Consider the following 19,409-nt stretch of genomic DNA (forward strand, 5'->3'; position numbering starts at 1 on the left):
GCAAGTCTGCGGTACGCTTGCCCGGATTGAACGGGTTTTTTTATCGATTTCAGAAGGACTCATCATGGGCCGCAACAGGCTGCTGACTTCGCTGCTGGCGGGCGTGCTACTGCTGCCTCCGCTGGCCCTTGCCGCCGGTAAATGCGAGCGTCTGATCGTGACAGGCAGCCCGGATGCACCGCCATACTTATGGCGTGATCCCCAGGACCCTCGCCACCTGATGGGCGCGAATGCCGATCTGCTGAGTCAAGCGGCAGGCACGTTGGGTGTCAAGGTCGAGTTTCTGTACGGCGGCAAGCGCAGTCAGGCGCTTGAAGAAGTGCGCAGCGGGCGCATGGACATGCTGGCGGATGCACCTTTGAATGACGCTCAGCTCGAAATCCTCGATTATATTCATCCGCCGATCGTGCAGAACGACATCGTGGTCTGGACTCGTCGCGATCATGCTGTGCCGTTCAATACGCTGGGCGAGCTGCACGGGCATCCGGGAGTCATGTCGGAAAAGACTCGCCTGACGCCGTCATTTGAAGCACTGACCAGGCAGCACCTGACGCTGGAGCGGGTGCCAGGTTTGACTCCGGCCTTTCAGAAGCTGGCGCTGGGCGAAGCGGATTATGTGCTTGCCGGGCGCTATGCCGGGATGGTCATGGTGCAGACCCTGGGCCTGTCTTCGGACCTGATTGCTCAGCCTGTGCCGGTCGATACACCGGGTTTCTATCTGGCATTGTCGTTCAACTCGGCCTGCAACGATCCATGGTTGCGCGGACAGCTGGCGAAAAAGATGACAGAATCTGTGGACTCCGGCCTTGCGAGCGAAGTCATCAGGCACAATCTGGAATTATGGAAAACCCAGTTGTTGCAGCCCGCCGGTGCCAGCGCCTCAAACAAGTAGGAATGTTTTTTGTGAGTATTCGTCTTTCAATTGCCGTCACGGCAATCGCCATACTGGTCGGTTGTGCCAGTGATCCTGTCCCGACCGAGCAATTCAAACTGACCGAGCAGGCCCTGCAGCAGGCCAAGGCCGTCGGTGCCACTGATGATCAGCCGGAAATGGAAACCGCCCTGTCCTCGTTCGCTGAAGCGCGTGCGGCAATGGCGGCGCAGTCCTACAAGCAAGCACGCATGAACGCGGAGCGGGCCGAGCTGGATGCGCGGTTGGCGGAAGCGCGAGTCCTCACGCTCAAGAGTCAGGAGCAGGTCAATCAACTGAATACCCGTCTCAATCGCTTGCGCAAGCAACTGGGGGAGGCGCAATGAACCGTATCCCGTGTGTACTAAGCGTATGCCTGCTGCTGGGTTCGGCCGGTCTGTATGGCTGTGCCGGTCATCAAGACAGCGGGCAAGCGCTGCAGCAGGCCAATGCCGATTTCCAGAAGGTCAAGGAGGACACTGACGTGCTGCGCAGCGCGCCGAAGGATGTCATCCGTGCCGGTGAATCCCTGGCCCGCGCCGAGCGCTTGTCCAGCTATCTGGGCAGTGGCGCGGATGTCAGTCATTACGCGTACCTGAGTAGCCGCTATAGCGAAATCGCCCGTGAGCACAGCAATTTGCTGCTCAGTCAGGAGCGTTTGGCGAAAATGGACCTTGAGCGCCAGCGTATGCAACTGGCGCTGCGTGAAGCCAAACTGGCCAGCGCGCAGCAGCAGGGGCGCTGGCTGGAAGATCAGATCCTCAGTCTGGCAACCACGCAGACTGATCGCGGTCTGGTCATGACCCTGGGCGACGTACTGTTCGACGCCGGGCATGCCGAGCTGAAAAACTCTGCCAGTCGCACCATTCTCAAGGTCGTGCAGTTTCTGCAGATCAATCCGCGTCGTGTAGTGCGGATCGAGGGCTACACCGACAGTACCGGTGATCGTCAGGAAAATCTGAATCTGTCGAAGGATCGGGCGCAAGCGGTCGCGGACATGCTGATGGATCTGGGCATCGACGAAAAACGTATCCAGGTTCAGGGTTACGGCCAGCAGTTTCCTGTAGATGGCAATGCCTCCGAACGCGGCAGAGCGCAGAACCGCCGTGTCGAAATTGTGTTTTCGGATGAAAAAGGTCAGCTGGGCGCCGCTCGTTAACATCAATTGCCTGTAAAGAAGCCCGACGCCGGTAACGGTCTCGGGTTTTTTTTGGCTTTAAACGGCGCGTATATGGCGTGTATGGCCGCGTTTATTTTTCGCGCAGCGGTGGCGATCGCTGGCTTGATCGTAAACTGTTCCCGTACACTTCTTGACTGCACCGGTTATTATCGATCTGTATTTTTAAAAATAAAAAGTTACCGGTCTTTTCGAGGCTGTGCCATGACCAATCTTTTGCTTTATCAGCGCATCGCTCAGCAACTGGCTGAAGACATTCGACGCGGCGTCTATCAGCCCGGGGAGCGAGTGCCGTCGGTTCGCAAGATGAGCTCGCAGCTCAATGTCAGTCATGCCACGGTGTTGCAGGCGTATGCCAATCTCGAAGATCAAGGCCTGATCCGGGCGCGTCCGCAGTCCGGTTATTACGTTCACCAGACGCCTGCGTTGACCGCCTCCACGCCAGACATCGCGCGCGTCGAGCGGCCCGGGCTGGTCACTCGCAGCAGTATCATTCAGCAAGTGCTCGAAGAATCGCGCCGTGATGGAGTGTTCGCCTTGGGCGCGGCAGTGCCGCATGTGGATTATCTGCCGGTGCGTGCGCTGCATCAGCAACTCGCCAAGGTGACGCGTTTTCAAAGTCCGCGCGCGTTCAGCTATATGTTCAGCCCGGGTTTCGAGCCGCTGCGCAGGCAGGTTGCGATTCGCATGCGCGATGCAGGCGTGGTGGTCGATCCGTCGGAAGTGGTGATTACGCATGGCTGTGTCGATGCGCTGCAAATGGCCCTGCGGGTGCTGACCCGGCCCGGCGACCTGATCGCCGCGGAATCCCCGGCGTATTACGGTTTGTTGCAGCTCGCCGATCTGCTGGGTCTGAAAGTCATCGAGATTCCCAGTGATCCGGCCACCGGTATCAGCCTCGAGGCTCTGCAACTGGCGGCTAATCAGTGGTCGATCAAGGCCTTGGTGCTGACCTCGCGGCTCAGTAATCCTCTGGGCGGCACCATGCCCGAGGAGCGGCAGAAAAACCTGCTGCGTCTGGCTTCCGATTTCGATATTCAGGTGGTTGAAGACGACGTTTACGGCGAGCTGATGTTCGAGGTCGGACGTACCAAGGCGCTCAAGGCGTTCGACCGGCTGGGGAGGGTGATCTATTGCTCCAGCTTCTCCAAGACACTCTCGCCGGGCGTGCGCGTCGGCTGGATAATCGCTGGCAAATACCAGGCCGAGATTCAGCGTTTGCAGACCTTCAGCACGCACTCCGCGTGCAGCGTCACGCAGATGGGGGTTGCTGCGTACCTTGAGAACGGTGGCTATGACCGGCATCTACGCTTCATACGTCTGGAATACCGCAAGAACCTCAGCGCCTATCAGCTCGCCGTGCAGCAGTTCTTTCCTGAAGGTACGCAGATGAGCCGCCCGGCAGGAGGCTTCATTCTGTGGGTCAGTCTGCCGGGCCGGGTCAACACGCAAGAGTTGCATGTTCGCGCGCTGGAGCAAGGCATCAGTATTGCGCCAGGCCTTGTTTTCAGTAATACCGAGCAGTTCAACCACTGCATCCGCCTGAACTGCGGCATGCCGTGGAACAAGGAGGCGGAGCGCGCGCTGATGACGCTGGGTATGCTGGCGAAACAGCTGTGTCATGACACCGTTCCGGTCTACTGAGCGGAACGCGCTTTTTTGTCAATTAATCGGAACTCTTGCCTTGTCAGCGTGGCCTCAAAAGGACAGCATATGTTTCTTCCCGGCTTTGCCACTGTCTTGTCTGATGTCTGCCTATGAATGTGTTTCGTTGTTTCGGATTGTTGGTCCTCGTTGTGCTGAGCGGTTGTGATGCTCGGCAAACGCCCGTGCCCAAGCCTAAAACCGAGGCTGTCGCGCCAGCGCCTGTGTTACCCAAAGCAGCGGTGAAAGAGGCGGAGCCTGTTGCGCAGAAGTCCGCGGCCGAGACAGTGTTGCCAAAAGTGCCCGACTCCATGCATGAACTGATGCCGGGTGTCCCTGTAGTGCCTGTGGTGGTCGGCAAAGAGCAGAACGCTCCTTCGGCTGCTCAGATCAACAAGGCGCCAGCCTCCAGTGCTGCCAGGCCGACGTCCAAAGCGACGTCGGCGAAGAACGCCACGAGCAAACGCGAGACCAGCGCCAGCAATCGCAAAGCCGCCAAGGAGCCCAGCGCCAAGGATGTGCGGATAAAATCGCCCAGACTGGACCTGAGTCTGCCGCCTGAACTGGTCAAGGAGCTGGACCCGCCAGCCAAGGTCATCACCAATAAGCACAAGCCATTGTTGCCGCAGATGTTTGGCGATACGCCTGGCGGCAGTCCTTTCGAGCTTGAAGGTCGATTGCTGACCAATGAAATGCAATTGCAGATGCGCAACGACAATCGTCGCGACGTAGAGGGTGCTGCTCTGGATTTCAAATTCAAGCAGTAAGCCCTGCTGATCGTCCGATACGGCATTTTCAAGCGGGCATTTCCGCGGTTAATATCCGTGCTCTTTTTTCATTTTCTCTTCAAGGGTGTCGGGTCATGGACTGCCGTTCAGAGTGTGGTGCGTGTTGCATCGCGCCTTCCATCACATCTGCCATACCCGGTATGCCGCACGGAAAGCCCGCAGGAGAGCGTTGCCTGCACCTGTCGCTCGAGTTGTTGTGTGCCTTGTTCGGTAAGCCTGAGCGCCCTGCGGTCTGCAGTCAGTTCAAGGCAGCTGCCGATGTCTGCGGCGTTGATCAGGCTGATGCGATCCGCCTGATTGGCTGGTGGGAAAAAGCTACTGCGGCAGTCTGAAAAGTTGATTTGAGCGCAAGCGTTTTGTCGGAACTTCAAACAAGGAATAAAACAATGAGTCCGCTGTATCACACTGCCATTGCTTGTGGATTGACCGTAATGCTTGCCGGGGTGGCGCAGGCTGAAGACTGGAAGGTCGCCAAGGACGAGGACGGTATCAAGGTCTCGTTGAGCGATATACCCGGGTCCGATTACAAGGCCTATCGCGGCGTAGCCACGATCAATGCCAGTGTCGGTAAGTTGCGCGCGCTGCAAGAGGACGTGGCGGGCGCCTGTGCCTGGATTCATGAGTGCAAATTGCAGAAAGTGCTCAAGCATGAAGGTGACAAGACCTGGACTTACAGTCAGTTCAATACCCCATGGCCGGTAACGCCACGTGATTCAGTGCTGCTGATCACGACCCAGGAAGGCGCTGATGGCAGTGTTACCCGAAATCTCCAAGGGCAGCCCAACTACGTTCCTGAAGAAAAAGGCTTCGTGCGTGTTGCCGAAGTGAAAGGCTTCTGGAAAATGGTGCCCAAAGGCCCGAATCAGACTGAAGTGACTTATCAGGCTCACACCGAGCCAGGTGGCAGCGTGCCGTCGATGATTGCCAACAAGTTTGTCGTCGATGCGCCGTTCAATACGCTGAAGGCGCTCAGAGAGCGGGCTGCGCAGTAATTCGACATCGGTACAAAAAAGGGCTGCCAGATGGGCAGCCCTTTGTTTTTTTGCGTGTTGCTTACTTGCGATCTTGCAGCGGAACGATGTCGCGCTGTACATCGCCGGTGTAGAGCTGGCGCGGGCGACCGATCTTGTACGGACTGGAGAGCATTTCCTTCCAGTGCGAGATCCAGCCGACAGTCCGCGCCAGGGCGAATATTACGGTGAACATGCTGGTCGGGATGCCAATCGCCTTGAGAATGATGCCCGAGTAGAAGTCAACGTTCGGGTACAGCGAGCGTTCGATGAAGTACGGGTCGGTGAGGGCGATTTCCTCAAGGCGCATGGCCAGTTCGAGTTGAGGATCGTTGGTGATGCCCAGTTCCTTGAGTACTTCGTCGCAGGTCTGCTTCATCACCGTGGCACGTGGGTCGCGATTCTTGTAAACGCGATGGCCAAAGCCCATGAGCTTGAACGGATCGTTTTTGTCCTTGGCCTTGGCGATAAACGCGTCGATGTTCGACACATCGCCAATTTCATCGAGCATGGTCAGCACGGCCTCGTTGGCGCCGCCGTGAGCGGGGCCCCAGAGCGCTGCGATACCGGCGGCGATACAGGCGAACGGGTTGGCACCCGAGGACCCTGCCATGCGCACGGTGGAGGTCGACGCATTCTGCTCGTGATCGGCGTGGAGGATGAAGATCTTGTCCATCGCCTTGGCCAGCACCGGGCTGATCGGTTTGATCTCGCACGGGGTGTTGAACATCATGTGCAGGAAGTTTTCGGCGTAGCTGAGGTCATTACGCGGGTACATCATGGGCTGGCCCATGGAGTACTTGTAAACCATCGCTGCCAGGGTGGGCATCTTGGCAACCAGGCGCACGGCGGAAATTTCGCGGTGTTGCGGGTTATTGATGTCCAGCGAGTCGTGATAGAACGCCGACAGGGCGCCGACGACGCCACACATGACGGCCATCGGGTGGGCATCACGGCGGAAACCGTTGAAAAAGGTCTTGAGCTGTTCGTGAACCATTGTGTGGTTCTTGACCACGGCGACGAACTGGGCTTTCTGCTCGGCAGTCGGCAGTTCGCCATTGAGCAGCAGGTAGCAGGTTTCCAGGTAATCGGACTGCTCTGCCAGTTGCTCGATCGGGTAGCCGCGGTGAAGCAGGATTCCGTTATCACCATCGATGTAGGTGATCTTCGACTCGCAAGATGCCGTGGACATGAAGCCAGGGTCAAATGTGAAGCGGCCGGTGGCGGTAAGACCGCGTACGTCGATCACGTCCGGACCGACTGTACCCGTCAGAATTGGCAGCTCGACGGGGGCAGCGCCCTCGATGATCAACTGCGCTTTTTTGTCAGCCATGTGGCCTCCTATTTATGCTTCAAATCATCAGACAGGCCCCCCACGCAGGGCCCGCATCACTATAGTGAGATAAATTCTAAAGTCAATTTGCCTAAAGTCGTGTTCCGCAAGGCTCCGGCAATGGATTTTTCGAAGCCGTTTCCTGCCGTTTACGCCTTTTGTCCCGGTAGCGCAATGCGCCATTGGCGGTAAGTCTGCGCGTTGTCATTAGCGCCCTAACTGTCTATACTCGGCGTCCGACCGCCAGAGGCTTTTTGGCCTGTTTCAAGGGGGTCGTCACTTCCTGGGTGGTGGGTACCTGACCAGTGCACTTCCCAACAACTTGCCCTGATTGTTAGGGGCTCTTCAGTGTGAAAAAAAGCCGTGAATAGCCAACGACCTGTAAATCTAGACCTAAGGACCATCAAGCTCCCAGTCACCGCTTACACGTCCATCCTTCACCGCATCTCCGGTGTCATCCTCTTTGTCGGTATTGCAATCATGCTGTATGCAATGGACAAGTCGCTGGCCTCCGAAGAAGGTTTTGGTGAAGTCAAGGCGTGCATGACCAGTCCGCTGGCCAAGCTGATCATCTGGGGACTATTGTCTGCCCTGCTGTACCACATGGTGGCCGGTATCCGTCACCTGATCATGGACTCCGGGGTAGGCGAGACGCTCGAAGGCGGCAAGCTGGGCTCCAAAATCGTTATCGCGGTTTCCGTGGTACTGATTCTTCTGGCGGGAGTATGGATATGGTAACCAACGTCACGAACCTGTCGCGTTCGGGTCTCTACGACTGGATGGCGCAACGCGTATCCGCCGTCGTGCTCGCGGCTTATTTCATATTCCTGATCGGATACATGGTCTTTCATCCGGGTCTGAGTTACGCCCAATGGCATGATCTGTTCGCTCACAACGGAATGCGTATCTTCAGTCTGCTGGCACTCGTTGCCCTTGGTGCTCACGCCTGGGTAGGCATGTGGACCATCGCGACCGACTACCTGACGCCGATGGCGCTGGGCAAGTCCGCCACTGCAGTACGTTTCCTGTTCCAGGCAGTATGCGGCGTTCTGATGTTCGCTTACTTCGTCTGGGGTGTGCAGATTCTTTGGGGTATCTGATCCATGGCTAATATTAATGCGCTTTCTTTCGACGCCATCATCATTGGTGGCGGCGGTGCCGGCATGCGCGCTGCGCTGCAACTGGCTCAAGGTGGTCACAAGACTGCCGTGGTCACCAAGGTTTTCCCGACCCGTTCGCACACGGTGTCAGCTCAGGGTGGCATCACCTGCGCAATCGCTTCGGCCGATCCGAACGATGACTGGCGCTGGCACATGTACGATACCGTCAAGGGTTCCGACTACATCGGTGACCAGGACGCTATCGAGTACATGTGTTCCGTAGGTCCGGAAGCGGTCTTCGAGCTCGAGCATATGGGCCTGCCGTTTTCCCGTACCGAGCAGGGTCGCATCTATCAGCGTCCGTTCGGTGGTCAGTCCAAGGACTTCGGCAAGGGCGGTCAGGCTGCACGTACCTGTGCTGCCGCCGACCGTACCGGTCACGCGCTGCTGCACACGCTGTATCAGGCCAATCTCAAGGCCGGCACCGTATTCCTCAACGAATACTACGCAGTCGACCTGGTGAAAAACCAGGATGGTGCCTTCGTCGGCATCATCGCCATTTGCATCGAGACCGGTGAAACCTCCTACATCCGCGCCAACGCTACCGTGCTGGCAACCGGCGGTGCAGGTCGTATCTACTCGTCCACCACCAACGCCCTGATCAACACCGGTGACGGTATCGGCATGGCGCTGCGCGCTGGCGTGCCGGTTCAGGACATCGAGATGTGGCAGTTCCACCCGACCGGCATCGCTGGCGCAGGTGTACTGGTCACCGAAGGTTGCCGCGGTGAAGGCGGTTACCTGATCAACAAGCACGGCGAGCGTTTCATGGAGCGTTATGCTCCGAACGCCAAGGACCTTGCCGGTCGTGACGTGGTTGCGCGCTCAATGGTCAAGGAAATCATTGCCGGTAATGGTTGTGGTCCGGATGGCGATCACGTGATGCTCAAGCTTGATCACCTGGGTGAAGAAGTCTTGCACAGCCGTCTGCCAGGCATCATGGAGCTGTCCAAGACCTTCGCCCACGTCGACCCGGCCACCGCGCCGATTCCAGTCGTACCTACCTGCCACTACATGATGGGTGGTGTCGCTACCAACATTCATGGTCAGGCGATCACTCAGGATGCGGCTGGCGTCGACCAGATCATTCCGGGTCTGTTTGCGGTAGGTGAAGTGGCTTGCGTATCGGTTCACGGTGCCAACCGTCTGGGCGGCAACTCGTTGCTCGATCTGGTGGTGTTCGGCCGTGCCGCCGGTATCCACCTGGAGCAGGCGTTGCGCGAGGGTGTTGATTACGCCCGCGCTTCCCAGTCCGACATCGATGCTGCTCTCGCACGCCTTGCCGGCCTGAACGAGCGCACCACTGGCGAAGACGTTGCCACCCTGCGTAAAGAGCTGCAGAGCTGCATGCAGAACTACTTCGGTGTGTTCCGTACCGGCGAATACATGCAGAAGGGTATAGCCCAGCTGGCTGACCTGCGCGTGCGCATCGCCAACGTCAAGATCAACGACAAGAGTCAGGCATTCAACACTGCCCGTATCGAAGCGCTTGAACTGCAAAACCTGCTGGAGGTTGCCGAAGCGACGGCGATCGCAGCAGAACATCGTAAAGAGTCCCGCGGCGCTCACGCCCGTGAAGACTTTGAAGATCGCGACGACGAAAACTGGTTGTGCCACACCCTGTATTTCCCGGGTGACAAGCGCGTAACCAAGCGTGCCGTGAACTTCTCGCCGAAAACCGTCCCGACTTTTGAACCCAAGATTCGGACTTATTAAGGGTGGCCGATATGTTGCAAGTCAGTGTTTATCGTTACAACCCTGAGCAGGACGCAGCGCCGTTCATGCAGGAGTTTCAGGTCGATACCGGTGGCAAAGACCTGATGGTGCTGGACGTGCTGGCTCTGGTCAAAGAGCAGGATCAAGGGTTCTCGTACCGTCGCTCATGCCGTGAGGGCGTATGCGGTTCCGATGGCATGAACATCAACGGCAAGAACGGACTGGCCTGCATCACGCCGCTGTCTGCCGTAGTTGCCAAGGGTAAGCTGATCGTGCGCCCGTTGCCGGGCCTGCCAGTCATTCGTGACCTGGTCGTCGATATGAGCATCTTCTACAAGCAGTACGAGAAGGTGAAACCGTTCCTGCAGAATGACACGCCGGCTCCGGCCATCGAACGTCTGCAAACGCCGGAAGAACGCGAAAAGCTAGATGGTCTATACGAGTGCATCTTGTGTGCTTGCTGCTCGACTTCCTGCCCGTCCTTCTGGTGGAATCCCGACAAGTTCCTCGGCCCGGCTGCGCTGCTGCAAGCCTATCGTTTTCTGGCTGACAGCCGTGACACCCGCACCAGCGAACGTCTGGCTTCGCTCGACGATCCGTTCAGCGTATTCCGCTGCCGCGGCATCATGAACTGCGTCAACGTTTGCCCGAAAGGCCTTAACCCAACCAAGGCTATCGGTCACGTGCGCAACATGTTGTTGCAAAACGGCGTCTGATCTATCGCTTTATCTGTTACACCGTTGCACTGAAGTGGCTGCGGCGCAGGCTTCAACCGGCGCCGTAGTTTTAACCTGAGCAGTAGCTTGCAAAGCTGCGGCTCTTATTTTGAAGAAATGAGACCAGCAGGGGCATCCGGGCTGGTACCCGGACTATCTGCGTGATCCCTGGTGACTTGATACAGTCGCTGCACACGACTATTTCAGGATTTGCTCTGGTGTCTGCGCCGGTGGTGTCCCCTTACCGAGGGTGACCAAGCATGCAAGAAAGCGTGATGCAGCGCATGTGGAACAGTGCCCACCTATCCGGTGGTAACGCTGCCTATGTGGAAGAGCTCTATGAGCTCTACCTGCACGACCCTAACGCTGTGCCAGAAGAATGGCGCACCTACTTTCAGAAGTTGCCTGCAGACGGCAGCTCTGCCACTGATGTATCGCACTCGACTATTCGCGATCATTTCGTGTTGCTGGCCAAAAACCAGCGCCGCGCTCAGCCGGTTTCCGCCGGCAGTGTGAGCAGCGAGCATGAAAAGAAGCAGGTTGAAGTGCTGCGACTGATCCAGGCTTATCGGATGCGTGGCCATCAGGCTGCCCAGCTCGATCCGCTGGGCCTGTGGCAGCGACCTGCGCCTGCCGACCTGTCGATAAACCATTACGGCTTGACCAATGCCGATCTGGACACGACTTTCCGCGCCGGTGACTTGTTCATTGGCAAAGAGGAAGCGAGCCTACGCGAAATTCACGAAGCGTTGCAGCAGACATATTGTCGCACCATCGGCTCCGAGTTCACGCACATCGTGGATTCCGAGCAGCGCAACTGGTTCATGCAGCGTCTGGAAAGTGTTCGCGGCCGTCCGACGTTTTCGGCTGACATCCAGAGCCACCTGCTGGAACGCGTCACCGCGGCGGAAGGTCTCGAGAAATACCTGGGCACCAAATACCCGGGTACCAAGCGTTTCGGTCTGGAAGGCGGCGAAAGCCTGATTCCGATGCTCGATGAGCTGATTCAGCGTTCCGGGTCCTATGGCACCAAGGAAGTCGTGATCGGCATGGCCCACCGTGGCCGTCTGAACGTGCTGGTCAACACCTTCGGCAAGAACCCGCGCGACCTGTTCGACGAGTTCGAAGGCAAGAAGAAAGTAGAACTGGGTTCCGGTGACGTCAAATACCACCAGGGCTTCTCTTCCAACGTCATGACCGCAGGCGGCGAAGTTCACCTCGCCATGGCTTTCAACCCTTCTCACCTGGAGATCGTTTCTCCGGTGGTCGAAGGTTCGGTGCGTGCACGTCAGGATCGTCGCAACGATCCGAATGGCGACAAGGTTCTGCCTATTTCCCTCCACGGCGACGCGGCGTTTGCCGGTCAGGGCGTGGTCATGGAAACCTTCCAGATGTCGCAGACTCGCGGCTTCAAGACGGGCGGCACGATCCACATCGTCATCAACAACCAGGTGGGTTTCACCATCAGCAACCCGCTGGACTCGCGTTCCACCGAGTACGCCACCGACGTTGCCAAGATGATCCAGGCGCCGATCCTCCATGTAAATGGTGATGATCCTGAAGCCGTGATGTTCGTTACCCAGCTGGCGATCGATTACCGCATGCAGTTCAAGCGGGACATCGTCATCGATCTGGTCTGCTACCGTCGTCGCGGTCACAACGAAGCTGACGAGCCTAGCGGCACCCAGCCTCTGATGTACCAGCAGATCACCAAGCAGCGCACCACCCGTGAGCTGTATGCCGAGCATCTGATCAAGACCGGCGTCCTTGATGAAGCCCGTGTTCAGGCCAAGGTCGACGACTATCGCAGTGCGCTGGACAACGGCCTGCACGTGGTGAAAAGCCTGGTCAAGGAGCCGAACAAGGAATTGTTCGTTGACTGGCGTCCGTATCTGGGCCACGCCTGGACTGCGCGTCATGACACCCGCTTCGATCTGAAAACGCTGCAGGAACTGTCGGCCAAGCTGATGGAACTGCCGGAAGGTTTCGTCGTGCAGCGTCAGGTACAGAAGATCTACGAAGATCGCCAGAAGATGCAGGCCGGTGGCTTGCCGATCAACTGGGGCTACGCCGAAACCATGGCATACGCCACGCTGGCATTCGAAGGTCATCCGATCCGCATGACCGGTCAGGACATTGGCCGCGGGACGTTCTCGCACCGGCACGCTGTTCTGCACAACCAGAAAGACGCTACCACTTACATTCCGTTGCAGAACCTGTATTCCGGTCAGCCGCGTTTCGACCTGTACGATTCGTTCCTGTCGGAAGAAGCTGTGCTGGCGTTCGAATACGGTTATTCGACCACCCAGCCTGATGCACTGGTTATCTGGGAAGCGCAGTTCGGCGATTTCGCCAACGGTGCCCAGGTGGTTGTCGATCAGTTCATTACCAGCGGCGAGCACAAGTGGGGCCGTCTGTGCGGTCTGACCATGCTCTTGCCTCACGGCTATGAAGGGCAGGGGCCGGAGCACTCTTCGGCACGTCTCGAGCGTTACCTGCAATTGTGTGCCGAGCACAACATTCAGGTGTGCGTACCGACGACGCCGGCGCAGATCTACCACTTGCTCCGTCGTCAGGTCATCCGTCCGCTGCGCAAGCCGCTGATCGTGCTGACGCCGAAATCTCTGCTGCGTCACAAGCTCGCCGTTTCGACCCTTGAAGATCTGGCCGAAGGTTCGTTCCAGACCGTCATTCCGGAAATCGATACCCTCGATCCGGCCAAGGTCACGCGTCTGGTGCTGTGTAGCGGCAAGGTTTACTACGACCTGCTGGAAAAACGCCGTGCCGAAGGTCGTGAAGACATCGCCATCGTGCGTCTGGAGCAGCTGTACCCGTTCCCTGAAGATGATTTGATGGAAACCATCGCGCCTTACACCAACCTGCAGCATGTGGTCTGGTGTCAGGAAGAACCGATGAACCAGGGCGCCTGGTACAGCAGTCAGCACCATCTGCGCCGCAGCATGGGCAACCACAAACGCGAACTCGTTCTCGAGTACGCCGGTCGTGATGCCTCCGCCGCGCCAGCCTGTGGCTACGCTTCGATGCACGCCGAGCAGCAGGAAAAACTCCTGCGCGATGCCTTCACTGTTTAACGCCTTCGAGCATTAGAAACCGAATTAAGGAATTACAGATAATGGCTATCGATATCAAAGCCCCCTCTTTCCCGGAATCCGTTGCCGATGGCACCATTTCCAAGTGGTACAAAAAAGAGGGTGATGCGGTAAAGCGCGACGAGATGCTGGTTGACATCGAGACTGACAAGGTTGTCCTGGAAGTGCTGGCCGAAGCTGACGGCGTGATGGGCGCTATCACCAAGGAAGAGGGCGCTATCGTCCTGTCCAACGAAGTGCTTGGCTCTTTGAATGACGGTGCCACGGCATCTGCTGCTCCAGCACCTGCTGCTGCGCCTGCCTCGGCACCCGCCGCTGCACCGTCTGCCGCTGGCGAAGAAGACCCGATTGCCGCGCCTGCTGCGCGTCAACTGGCTGAAGAAAACGGCATCAACCTGGCCAGCGTCAAAGGCACCGGTAAAGACGGCCGTATCACCAAAGAAGACATCGTTGCTGCCGTTGAAGCGAAGAAATCCGCTCCAGCCGCTGCGCCTGCTGCCAAGCCTGCCGCAGCCGCTGCGCCTGTCGTGGCTGCTGGTGATCGTACCGAGAAGCGCGTGCCGATGACCCGCGTTCGTGCGACCGTTGCCAAGCGTCTGGTCGAAGCTCAGTCGAACATGGCGATGCTGACCACGTTCAACGAAGTCGACATGACCGAAGTCATGGCGCTGCGTTCGAAGTACAAGGACCTGTTCGAGAAGTCGCACAATGGCGTGCGTCTGGGCTTCATGTCCTTCTTCGTCAAAGCGGCCACCGAAGCACTGAAACGCTTCCCGGCGGTCAACGCTTCGATCGACGGTTCCGACATCGTTTACCACGGTTATGCCGACGTTGGTGTAGCAGTTTCCAGCGATCGCGGTCTGGTTGTACCGGTTCTGCGTAACGCAGAGCACATGAGCCTGGCTGAGATCGAAGGCGGCATCGCTACCTTCGGCAAAAAAGCCCGTGACGGTAAGCTGTCCATCGACGAGATGACCGGTGGTACGTTCACCATCACCAACGGTGGTACTTTCGGTTCGATGATGTCGACGCCGATCGTCAATCCGCCACAGGCGGCCATTCTGGGCATGCACAACATTCTGCAGCGTCCGATGGCAATCAACGGTCAGGTGGTGATTCGCCCGATGATGTATCTGGCGCTGTCATACGACCACCGTTTGATCGATGGTAAAGAAGCCGTAACTTTCCTCGTTACCATCAAGAACCTGCTGGAAGATCCAGCTCGTCTGTTGCTGGATATCTGATGAAGCAGCCTCGAGTCGCACGCTTCAAGCTTCAAGTCGGAAGCGAAAGGGCGCGCAGTCGGGGCTGATGTGTTTTACCTAATCAATAGGTCGCAAGTCGGCCTCGCGCTGAAACGCGGACCGACTTGCAGCTTGCAGCTTAAAGCTAGCAGCTAAAGAGGAACTCTTTGTTATGTCCCAGAAATTCGACGTGGTAGTGATTGGCGCAGGCCCTGGCGGCTATGTTGCCGCCATCAAGGCTGCGCAACTTGGTCTCAAGACTGCCTGCATCGAGAAATATCAGGACAAGGAGGGCAAACTGGCCCTCGGCGGTACCTGCCTGAATGTCGGTTGCATTCCTTCCAAGGCGCTGCTCGACAGCTCGTGGAAATTCTACGAAGCCAAGAACGGTTTCAGCGTGCATGGCATTTCGACGTCTGACGTCACCATGGACGTACCGGCCATGATCGGCCGCAAGTCGACCATCGTCAAAGGCCTGACCGGCGGTGTTTCCAGCCTGTTCAAAGCCAACGGCGTGACCACTCTGCAAGGTCACGGCAAATTGCTGGCCGGCAAGAAAGTCGAGCTGACAGCGGCCGACGGCACTGTTGAAATCATCGAAGCGGACCACGTGATCCTGGCTTCGGGCTCGCGTCCTATCGACATCCCGCCAGCTCCGGTCGATCAGAAAGTCATCGTCGATTCCACCGGTGCACTGGAATTCCAACAGGTTCCACAGCGTCTGGGCGTGATCGGCGCTGGCGTGATCGGTCTGGAACTGGGTTCGGTCTGGGCTCGCCTCGGCGCTCAGGTCACTGTTCTGGAAGCGCTGGACAAGTTCATCCCGGCCGCTGACGAAGCCGTTTCCAAGGAAGCACTGAAAACCTTCACCAAGCAGGGCCTGGACATCAAGCTCGGCGCTCGCGTGACCGGTTCCAAGGTTAACGGCGAAGAAGTGGTTGTCAGCTACACCGACGCTGCCGGCGAGCAGTCGATCACCTTTGATCGCCTGATCGTTGCCGTTGGCCGTCGTCCGGTGACCACCGACCTGCTGGCTGCTGACAGTGGCGTCGACCTCGACGAGCGCGGTTTCATCTACGTCGATGACTATTGCACCACCAGCGTTCCCGGCGTTTACGCCATCGGTGACGTGGTACGTGGCCTGATGCTGGCCCACAAGGCTTCGGAAGAAGGCATCATGGTTGTCGAGCGCATCAAGGGCCACAAGGCCCAGATGAACTACAACCTGGTCCCATCGGTTATCTACACCCACCCGGAAATCGCCTGGGTCGGCAAGACCGAACAGACCCTCAAGGCCGAAGGCGTTGAAGTCAATGTCGGTACGTTCCCGTTCGCAGCCAGTGGCCGTGCCATGGCCGCCAACGACACCGGTGGCTTCGTCAAGATCATTGCCGACGCCAAGACCGATCGCGTTCTGGGTGTCCACGTTATTGGCCCTAGCGCTGCCGAACTGGTACAGCAGGGCGCCATCGCGATGGAATTCGGCACCAGTGCAGAAGATATCGGCATGATGGTCTTCTCGCACCCGACTCTGTCCGAGGCATTGCATGAAGCTGCACTGGCTGTGAATGGCGGCGCCATTCACATTCAGAATCGCAAGAAACGCTAAGACAACAAGAGAAACCACGACGCAGTGCCCGTCGTGAGCCTTGCCAGCAGGGCTTACCGCGGAATCTGCGCCGGACTCGACCTCTCAGGCGGCTTCATGAGTGTCCAATGACACTTGCGGGGTCGTCCGGAAGTAGCGGTCACAGGTGGTGCGGCACGCTGACGTGCAGCACCGAATGCGCAGTACCTAAACGAAGACGGTAATAAGCATGAATCTTCACGAGTATCAGGGTAAGCAGCTGTTCGCTGAGTACGGCCTGCCAGTATCCAAAGGTTACGCGGTAGACACCCCGGAAGCAGCAGCAGAAGCCTGCGACAAGATCGGCGGGACCGAGTGGGTTGTCAAAGCCCAGGTTCACGCAGGTGGTCGTGGTAAAGCGGGCGGCGTCAAGCTGGTTCGCAGCAAGGAAGATGCAGCAGCCTTCGCTCAACAGTGGCTGGGCAAACGTCTGGTCACTTACCAGACTGACGCCAACGGTCAGCCAGTGACCAAGATCCTGGTCGAGTCCTGCACCAATATCGCCAAAGAGCTGTATCTGGGCGCTGTGGTCGATCGCTCCAGCCGTCGTATCGTGTTCATGGCTTCCACCGAAGGTGGCGTGGACATCGAGAAAATCGCGCACGACACTCCTGAAAAGATTCTCAAGGCTACTATCGATCCACTGGTTGGCGCTCAGCCATTCCAGGGTCGCGATCTGGCTTTCCAGCTGGGTCTGGAAGGCAAGCAGGTCACTCAGTTCGCCAAGATCTTCACCGGTCTGGCCAAACTGTTCCAGGACCACGATCTGGCTCTGCTGGAAGTGAACCCGCTGGTGATCAAGGATGACGGCGATCTGCACTGCCTGGACGCCAAGATCAACATCGACGCCAACGCCATGTACCGTCAGCCCAAGCTGAAAGGCTTCCACGATCCTTCGCAGGACGATCCTCGCGAAGCTCACGCTGCCAAGTTCGAACTGAACTACGTAGCGCTGGAAGGCAACATCGGTTGCATGGTCAATGGTGCTGGCCTGGCCATGGGTACCATGGACATCGTCAACCTGCATGGCGGCAAGCCTGCGAACTTCCTTGACGTTGGCGGCGGTGCCACCAAGGAGCGCGTTACCGAAGCGTTCAAGATCATTCTGTCCGACACCAATGTCGCCGCAGTACTGGTCAACATCTTCGGCGGCATCGTTCGTTGCGACATGATTGCCGAAGGCATCATCGGTGCAGTGAAAGAAGTCGGCGTGAAAATCCCGGTTGTTGTGCGCCTTGAAGGCAACAACGCTGAACTGGGCGCTAAAGTACTGGCAGAAAGCGGTTTGAACATTATCGCTGCTACCAGCCTGACCGACGCTGCTCAACAAGTCGTCAAAGCCGCGGAGGGCAAGTAATGAGCGTCCTGATCAATAAAGACACCAAGGTTATCTGCCAGGGTTTCACTGGTTCGCAAGGTACCTTCCACTCCGAACAAGCTATTGCCTACGGCACTAAGATGGTCGGCGGCGTGACACCAGGCAAAGGCGGCACCACGCACCTGAACCTGCCAGTGTTCAACACTGTGAAAGAAGCGGTAGAAACTACTGGCGCAACCGCCAGCGTGATCTATGTTCCGGCTCCTTTCTGCAAGGATTCCATCCTTGAAGCAGCGTTCGGCGGCATCAAGCTGATCGTCTGCATCACCGAAGGCATCCCGACCATCGACATGCTGGAAGCCAAGGTCAAGTGCGACGAGCTGGGTGTGGTCCTGATCGGTCCTAACTGCCCAGGCGTGATCACTCCGGGCGAGTGCAAGATCGGCATCATGCCAGGCCACATTCACTTGCCAGGCAAGGTAGGCATCGTGTCGCGTTCCGGCACCCTGACCTACGAAGCTGTCAAGCAGACCACTGACGCCGGTTTCGGTCAGTCCACCTGCGTAGGCATCGGCGGTGACCCGATCCCTGGTTCGAACTTCATCGACATCCTGAAGCTGTTCCAGGAAGACCCGCAGACCGAAGCGATCGTCATGATCGGCGAGATCGGCGGTTCGGCTGAAGAAGAAGCGGCTGCCTACATCAAGGCACACGTGACCAAGCCGGTTGTTTCCTACATCGCTGGTGTGACTGCTCCTCCGGGCAAGCGCATGGGCCATGCCGGCGCAATCATCTCCGGTGGTAAAGGTACTGCAGACGAGAAATTCGCTGCCCTGCAGGACGCTGGCGTAAAAACCGTGCGCTCCCTGGCAGACATCGGCAAGGCCCTGGCCGAGCTGACCGGTTGGCCGACCAAGTAAGTTTCACTTACTTCATCGAGCAATCGACAAAAGCCACCTTCGGGTGGCTTTTGTTTGGGTGCGTGAAAGTCATGTCGGGCATGCCGGTGTCAGTTTGGCTACCCGCCGTTATGTGCCAGCCATTCGTCCCGCGTCAATTCCCATAGCTGTTCCTGCGTCGTGCCGCAGACAAACTGCGATTCCTGAACGGTCACCAGGCGCATGCCTTCGCGCTGCGACAGGCGACAGGACGCTTCATTCAAGGCGGACTTGGCCACGCGCAGCACAGGGCGTTTGAGTGTTTCAAACCAGAAGCGATCAATCGCCACGCAGACCTCTGACATCAGCCCCAGCCCCTGATAGGCCGGTGAAAGCCAGAAGCCACGGTTGTTATCCTGCTCGTCCATCATGCAGGCACTGCCGATCAAGCGGCCTTGTTGACTGCGCAGACGAATCGACCAATGCCATTCTTCCCCGTCCTGCATCGCAGGCAGAGCGTCTTCGCGCAGGTAGCGCAGTGCTTCGCCTTCGGGATAAGGCCAGGGCACGTGATGGGTCAGGTAGCGCACGACCTCCCAGTGGTTGAACAGGCTCTGCATGGCGGGCGCGTCTTCGAGTTGCAGCGGCAGCAGGAGCAGACGTGGTGTATGCAGGGTCGGGGTGAGAACAACGGGTCGGGTGTTCGTTTCGGGCATGGACATCAGTCATCGGCAGCAGAGATGCCGGCCAATCTACCGATCAATCAATGGTTGGTCTG

The 19,409-nt window shown here is 57.9% G+C and carries 18 protein-coding genes; 16 read left to right on the top strand and 2 right to left on the bottom strand.

Going from position 1 to position 19,409, the window contains the following annotated elements; genetic code table 11:
* Positions 1-64: 64 nt before the first annotated feature.
* From ABJ99_RS19165 to ABJ99_RS19195, 7 genes are all read left to right on the top strand, one after another.
* Entirely contained in the window at positions 65-892 is an 828-nt protein-coding gene (locus ABJ99_RS19165) for a substrate-binding periplasmic protein (protein WP_054087156.1), read from the top strand.
* An 11-nt stretch (positions 893-903) separates the two neighbouring features.
* Entirely contained in the window at positions 904-1,257 is a 354-nt protein-coding gene (locus tag ABJ99_RS19170) for a DUF4398 domain-containing protein (protein WP_054087236.1), read from the top strand.
* Positions 1,254-2,069: an OmpA family protein gene (locus tag ABJ99_RS19175; RefSeq protein ID WP_054087157.1), complete on the top strand. Its 816-nt coding sequence runs from the start codon at positions 1,254-1,256 to the stop codon at positions 2,067-2,069. Before ABJ99_RS19170 ends, ABJ99_RS19175 begins: the two co-directional genes overlap by 4 nt.
* A 222-nt stretch (positions 2,070-2,291) precedes the next feature.
* The gene (locus ABJ99_RS19180) at positions 2,292-3,731 is read left to right on the top strand and encodes an aminotransferase-like domain-containing protein (RefSeq protein ID WP_054087158.1); all 1,440 of its coding nucleotides are present in this window, start codon (positions 2,292-2,294) and stop codon (positions 3,729-3,731) included.
* A 113-nt stretch (positions 3,732-3,844) separates the two neighbouring features.
* A complete protein-coding gene (locus tag ABJ99_RS19185; protein ID WP_080378219.1) occupies positions 3,845-4,498 on the top strand; it encodes a translation initiation factor 2 in 654 nt (217 codons plus the stop codon).
* A 95-nt stretch (positions 4,499-4,593) separates the two neighbouring features.
* Positions 4,594-4,851, top strand: coding sequence for a YkgJ family cysteine cluster protein (locus tag ABJ99_RS19190; RefSeq protein ID WP_054087159.1), 258 nt, complete (start codon positions 4,594-4,596; stop codon positions 4,849-4,851).
* A gap of 54 nt (positions 4,852-4,905) precedes the next feature.
* Positions 4,906-5,511: an START domain-containing protein gene (locus ABJ99_RS19195; RefSeq protein WP_054087160.1), complete on the top strand. Its 606-nt coding sequence runs from the start codon at positions 4,906-4,908 to the stop codon at positions 5,509-5,511.
* Positions 5,512-5,572: 61 nt separating this feature from the next.
* Here ABJ99_RS19195 and gltA read toward each other — a convergent pair whose 3' ends face one another.
* Complete coding sequence (gltA, locus tag ABJ99_RS19200) at positions 5,573-6,862, bottom strand: citrate synthase (RefSeq protein WP_054087161.1); 1,290 nt, start codon at positions 6,860-6,862, stop codon at positions 5,573-5,575.
* 363 nt (positions 6,863-7,225) lie between these two features.
* On the opposite strand from gltA, the gene sdhC reads away from it, so the two are divergent.
* The 9 genes from sdhC (at position 7,226) to sucD (ending at position 18,673) form a co-directional block, all read left to right on the top strand.
* Positions 7,226-7,600 (top strand): succinate dehydrogenase, cytochrome b556 subunit, encoded by a 375-nt coding sequence (sdhC, locus tag ABJ99_RS19205; protein ID WP_054087162.1) that lies wholly within the window; start codon positions 7,226-7,228, stop codon positions 7,598-7,600.
* On the top strand, positions 7,594-7,962 hold the full coding sequence (gene sdhD / locus ABJ99_RS19210) for a succinate dehydrogenase, hydrophobic membrane anchor protein (RefSeq protein WP_003382006.1): 369 nt from the start codon (positions 7,594-7,596) through the stop codon (positions 7,960-7,962). The genes sdhC and sdhD overlap by 7 nt, the downstream gene beginning before the upstream one ends.
* Positions 7,963-7,965: 3 nt before the next feature.
* Positions 7,966-9,738 (top strand): succinate dehydrogenase flavoprotein subunit, encoded by a 1,773-nt coding sequence (sdhA, locus tag ABJ99_RS19215; RefSeq protein WP_054087163.1) that lies wholly within the window; start codon positions 7,966-7,968, stop codon positions 9,736-9,738.
* 11 nt (positions 9,739-9,749) lie between these two features.
* The gene (locus ABJ99_RS19220) at positions 9,750-10,454 is read left to right on the top strand and encodes a succinate dehydrogenase iron-sulfur subunit (RefSeq protein WP_007250010.1); all 705 of its coding nucleotides are present in this window, start codon (positions 9,750-9,752) and stop codon (positions 10,452-10,454) included.
* A 260-nt stretch (positions 10,455-10,714) separates the two neighbouring features.
* Positions 10,715-13,546 (top strand): 2-oxoglutarate dehydrogenase E1 component, encoded by a 2,832-nt coding sequence (locus ABJ99_RS19225; protein WP_007250009.1) that lies wholly within the window; start codon positions 10,715-10,717, stop codon positions 13,544-13,546.
* 41 nt (positions 13,547-13,587) lie between these two features.
* Positions 13,588-14,808, top strand: a complete 1,221-nt coding sequence (odhB, locus tag ABJ99_RS19230; RefSeq protein ID WP_054087164.1) for a 2-oxoglutarate dehydrogenase complex dihydrolipoyllysine-residue succinyltransferase — start codon at positions 13,588-13,590, stop codon at positions 14,806-14,808.
* A 172-nt stretch (positions 14,809-14,980) separates the two neighbouring features.
* Positions 14,981-16,417 (top strand): dihydrolipoyl dehydrogenase, encoded by a 1,437-nt coding sequence (gene lpdA / locus ABJ99_RS19235; protein WP_054087165.1) that lies wholly within the window; start codon positions 14,981-14,983, stop codon positions 16,415-16,417.
* A 208-nt stretch (positions 16,418-16,625) separates the two neighbouring features.
* Positions 16,626-17,792: an ADP-forming succinate--CoA ligase subunit beta gene (gene sucC / locus ABJ99_RS19240; protein ID WP_007250006.1), complete on the top strand. Its 1,167-nt coding sequence runs from the start codon at positions 16,626-16,628 to the stop codon at positions 17,790-17,792.
* Positions 17,792-18,673, top strand: coding sequence for a succinate--CoA ligase subunit alpha (sucD, locus tag ABJ99_RS19245; RefSeq protein ID WP_054087166.1), 882 nt, complete (start codon positions 17,792-17,794; stop codon positions 18,671-18,673). The genes sucC and sucD overlap by 1 nt, the downstream gene beginning before the upstream one ends.
* A gap of 98 nt (positions 18,674-18,771) precedes the next feature.
* On the opposite strand, the gene ABJ99_RS19250 is transcribed toward sucD, so the two are convergent.
* The gene (locus ABJ99_RS19250) at positions 18,772-19,347 is read right to left on the bottom strand and encodes a GNAT family N-acetyltransferase (protein WP_054087167.1); all 576 of its coding nucleotides are present in this window, start codon (positions 19,345-19,347) and stop codon (positions 18,772-18,774) included.
* Between the last annotated feature and the right edge of the window lie 62 nt (positions 19,348-19,409).

It is taken from the genome of Pseudomonas syringae pv. cilantro, from assembly GCF_001293775.1.
In the GTDB taxonomy this organism is placed as follows: Bacteria; Pseudomonadota; Gammaproteobacteria; order Pseudomonadales; family Pseudomonadaceae; genus Aquipseudomonas; species Aquipseudomonas syringae_P.

Coding starts and splice junctions, on each gene's coding strand:
- ABJ99_RS19225 (WP_007250009.1), top strand. CDS start 10,715: ATGCAAGAAAGCGTGATGCAGCGCATGTGGAACAGTGCCCACCTATCC.
- lpdA (WP_054087165.1), top strand. CDS start 14,981: ATGTCCCAGAAATTCGACGTGGTAGTGATTGGCGCAGGCCCTGGCGGC.
- gltA (WP_054087161.1), bottom strand. CDS start 6,862: ATGGCTGACAAAAAAGCGCAGTTGATCATCGAGGGCGCTGCCCCCGTC.
- ABJ99_RS19250 (WP_054087167.1), bottom strand. CDS start 19,347: ATGCCCGAAACGAACACCCGACCCGTTGTTCTCACCCCGACCCTGCAT.
- ABJ99_RS19190 (WP_054087159.1), top strand. CDS start 4,594: ATGGACTGCCGTTCAGAGTGTGGTGCGTGTTGCATCGCGCCTTCCATC.
- ABJ99_RS19220 (WP_007250010.1), top strand. CDS start 9,750: ATGTTGCAAGTCAGTGTTTATCGTTACAACCCTGAGCAGGACGCAGCG.
- sdhD (WP_003382006.1), top strand. CDS start 7,594: ATGGTAACCAACGTCACGAACCTGTCGCGTTCGGGTCTCTACGACTGG.
- ABJ99_RS19195 (WP_054087160.1), top strand. CDS start 4,906: ATGAGTCCGCTGTATCACACTGCCATTGCTTGTGGATTGACCGTAATG.
- odhB (WP_054087164.1), top strand. CDS start 13,588: ATGGCTATCGATATCAAAGCCCCCTCTTTCCCGGAATCCGTTGCCGAT.
- ABJ99_RS19180 (WP_054087158.1), top strand. CDS start 2,292: ATGACCAATCTTTTGCTTTATCAGCGCATCGCTCAGCAACTGGCTGAA.
- sdhA (WP_054087163.1), top strand. CDS start 7,966: ATGGCTAATATTAATGCGCTTTCTTTCGACGCCATCATCATTGGTGGC.
- ABJ99_RS19185 (WP_080378219.1), top strand. CDS start 3,845: ATGAATGTGTTTCGTTGTTTCGGATTGTTGGTCCTCGTTGTGCTGAGC.
- ABJ99_RS19165 (WP_054087156.1), top strand. CDS start 65: ATGGGCCGCAACAGGCTGCTGACTTCGCTGCTGGCGGGCGTGCTACTG.
- sucC (WP_007250006.1), top strand. CDS start 16,626: ATGAATCTTCACGAGTATCAGGGTAAGCAGCTGTTCGCTGAGTACGGC.
- ABJ99_RS19175 (WP_054087157.1), top strand. CDS start 1,254: ATGAACCGTATCCCGTGTGTACTAAGCGTATGCCTGCTGCTGGGTTCG.
- sucD (WP_054087166.1), top strand. CDS start 17,792: ATGAGCGTCCTGATCAATAAAGACACCAAGGTTATCTGCCAGGGTTTC.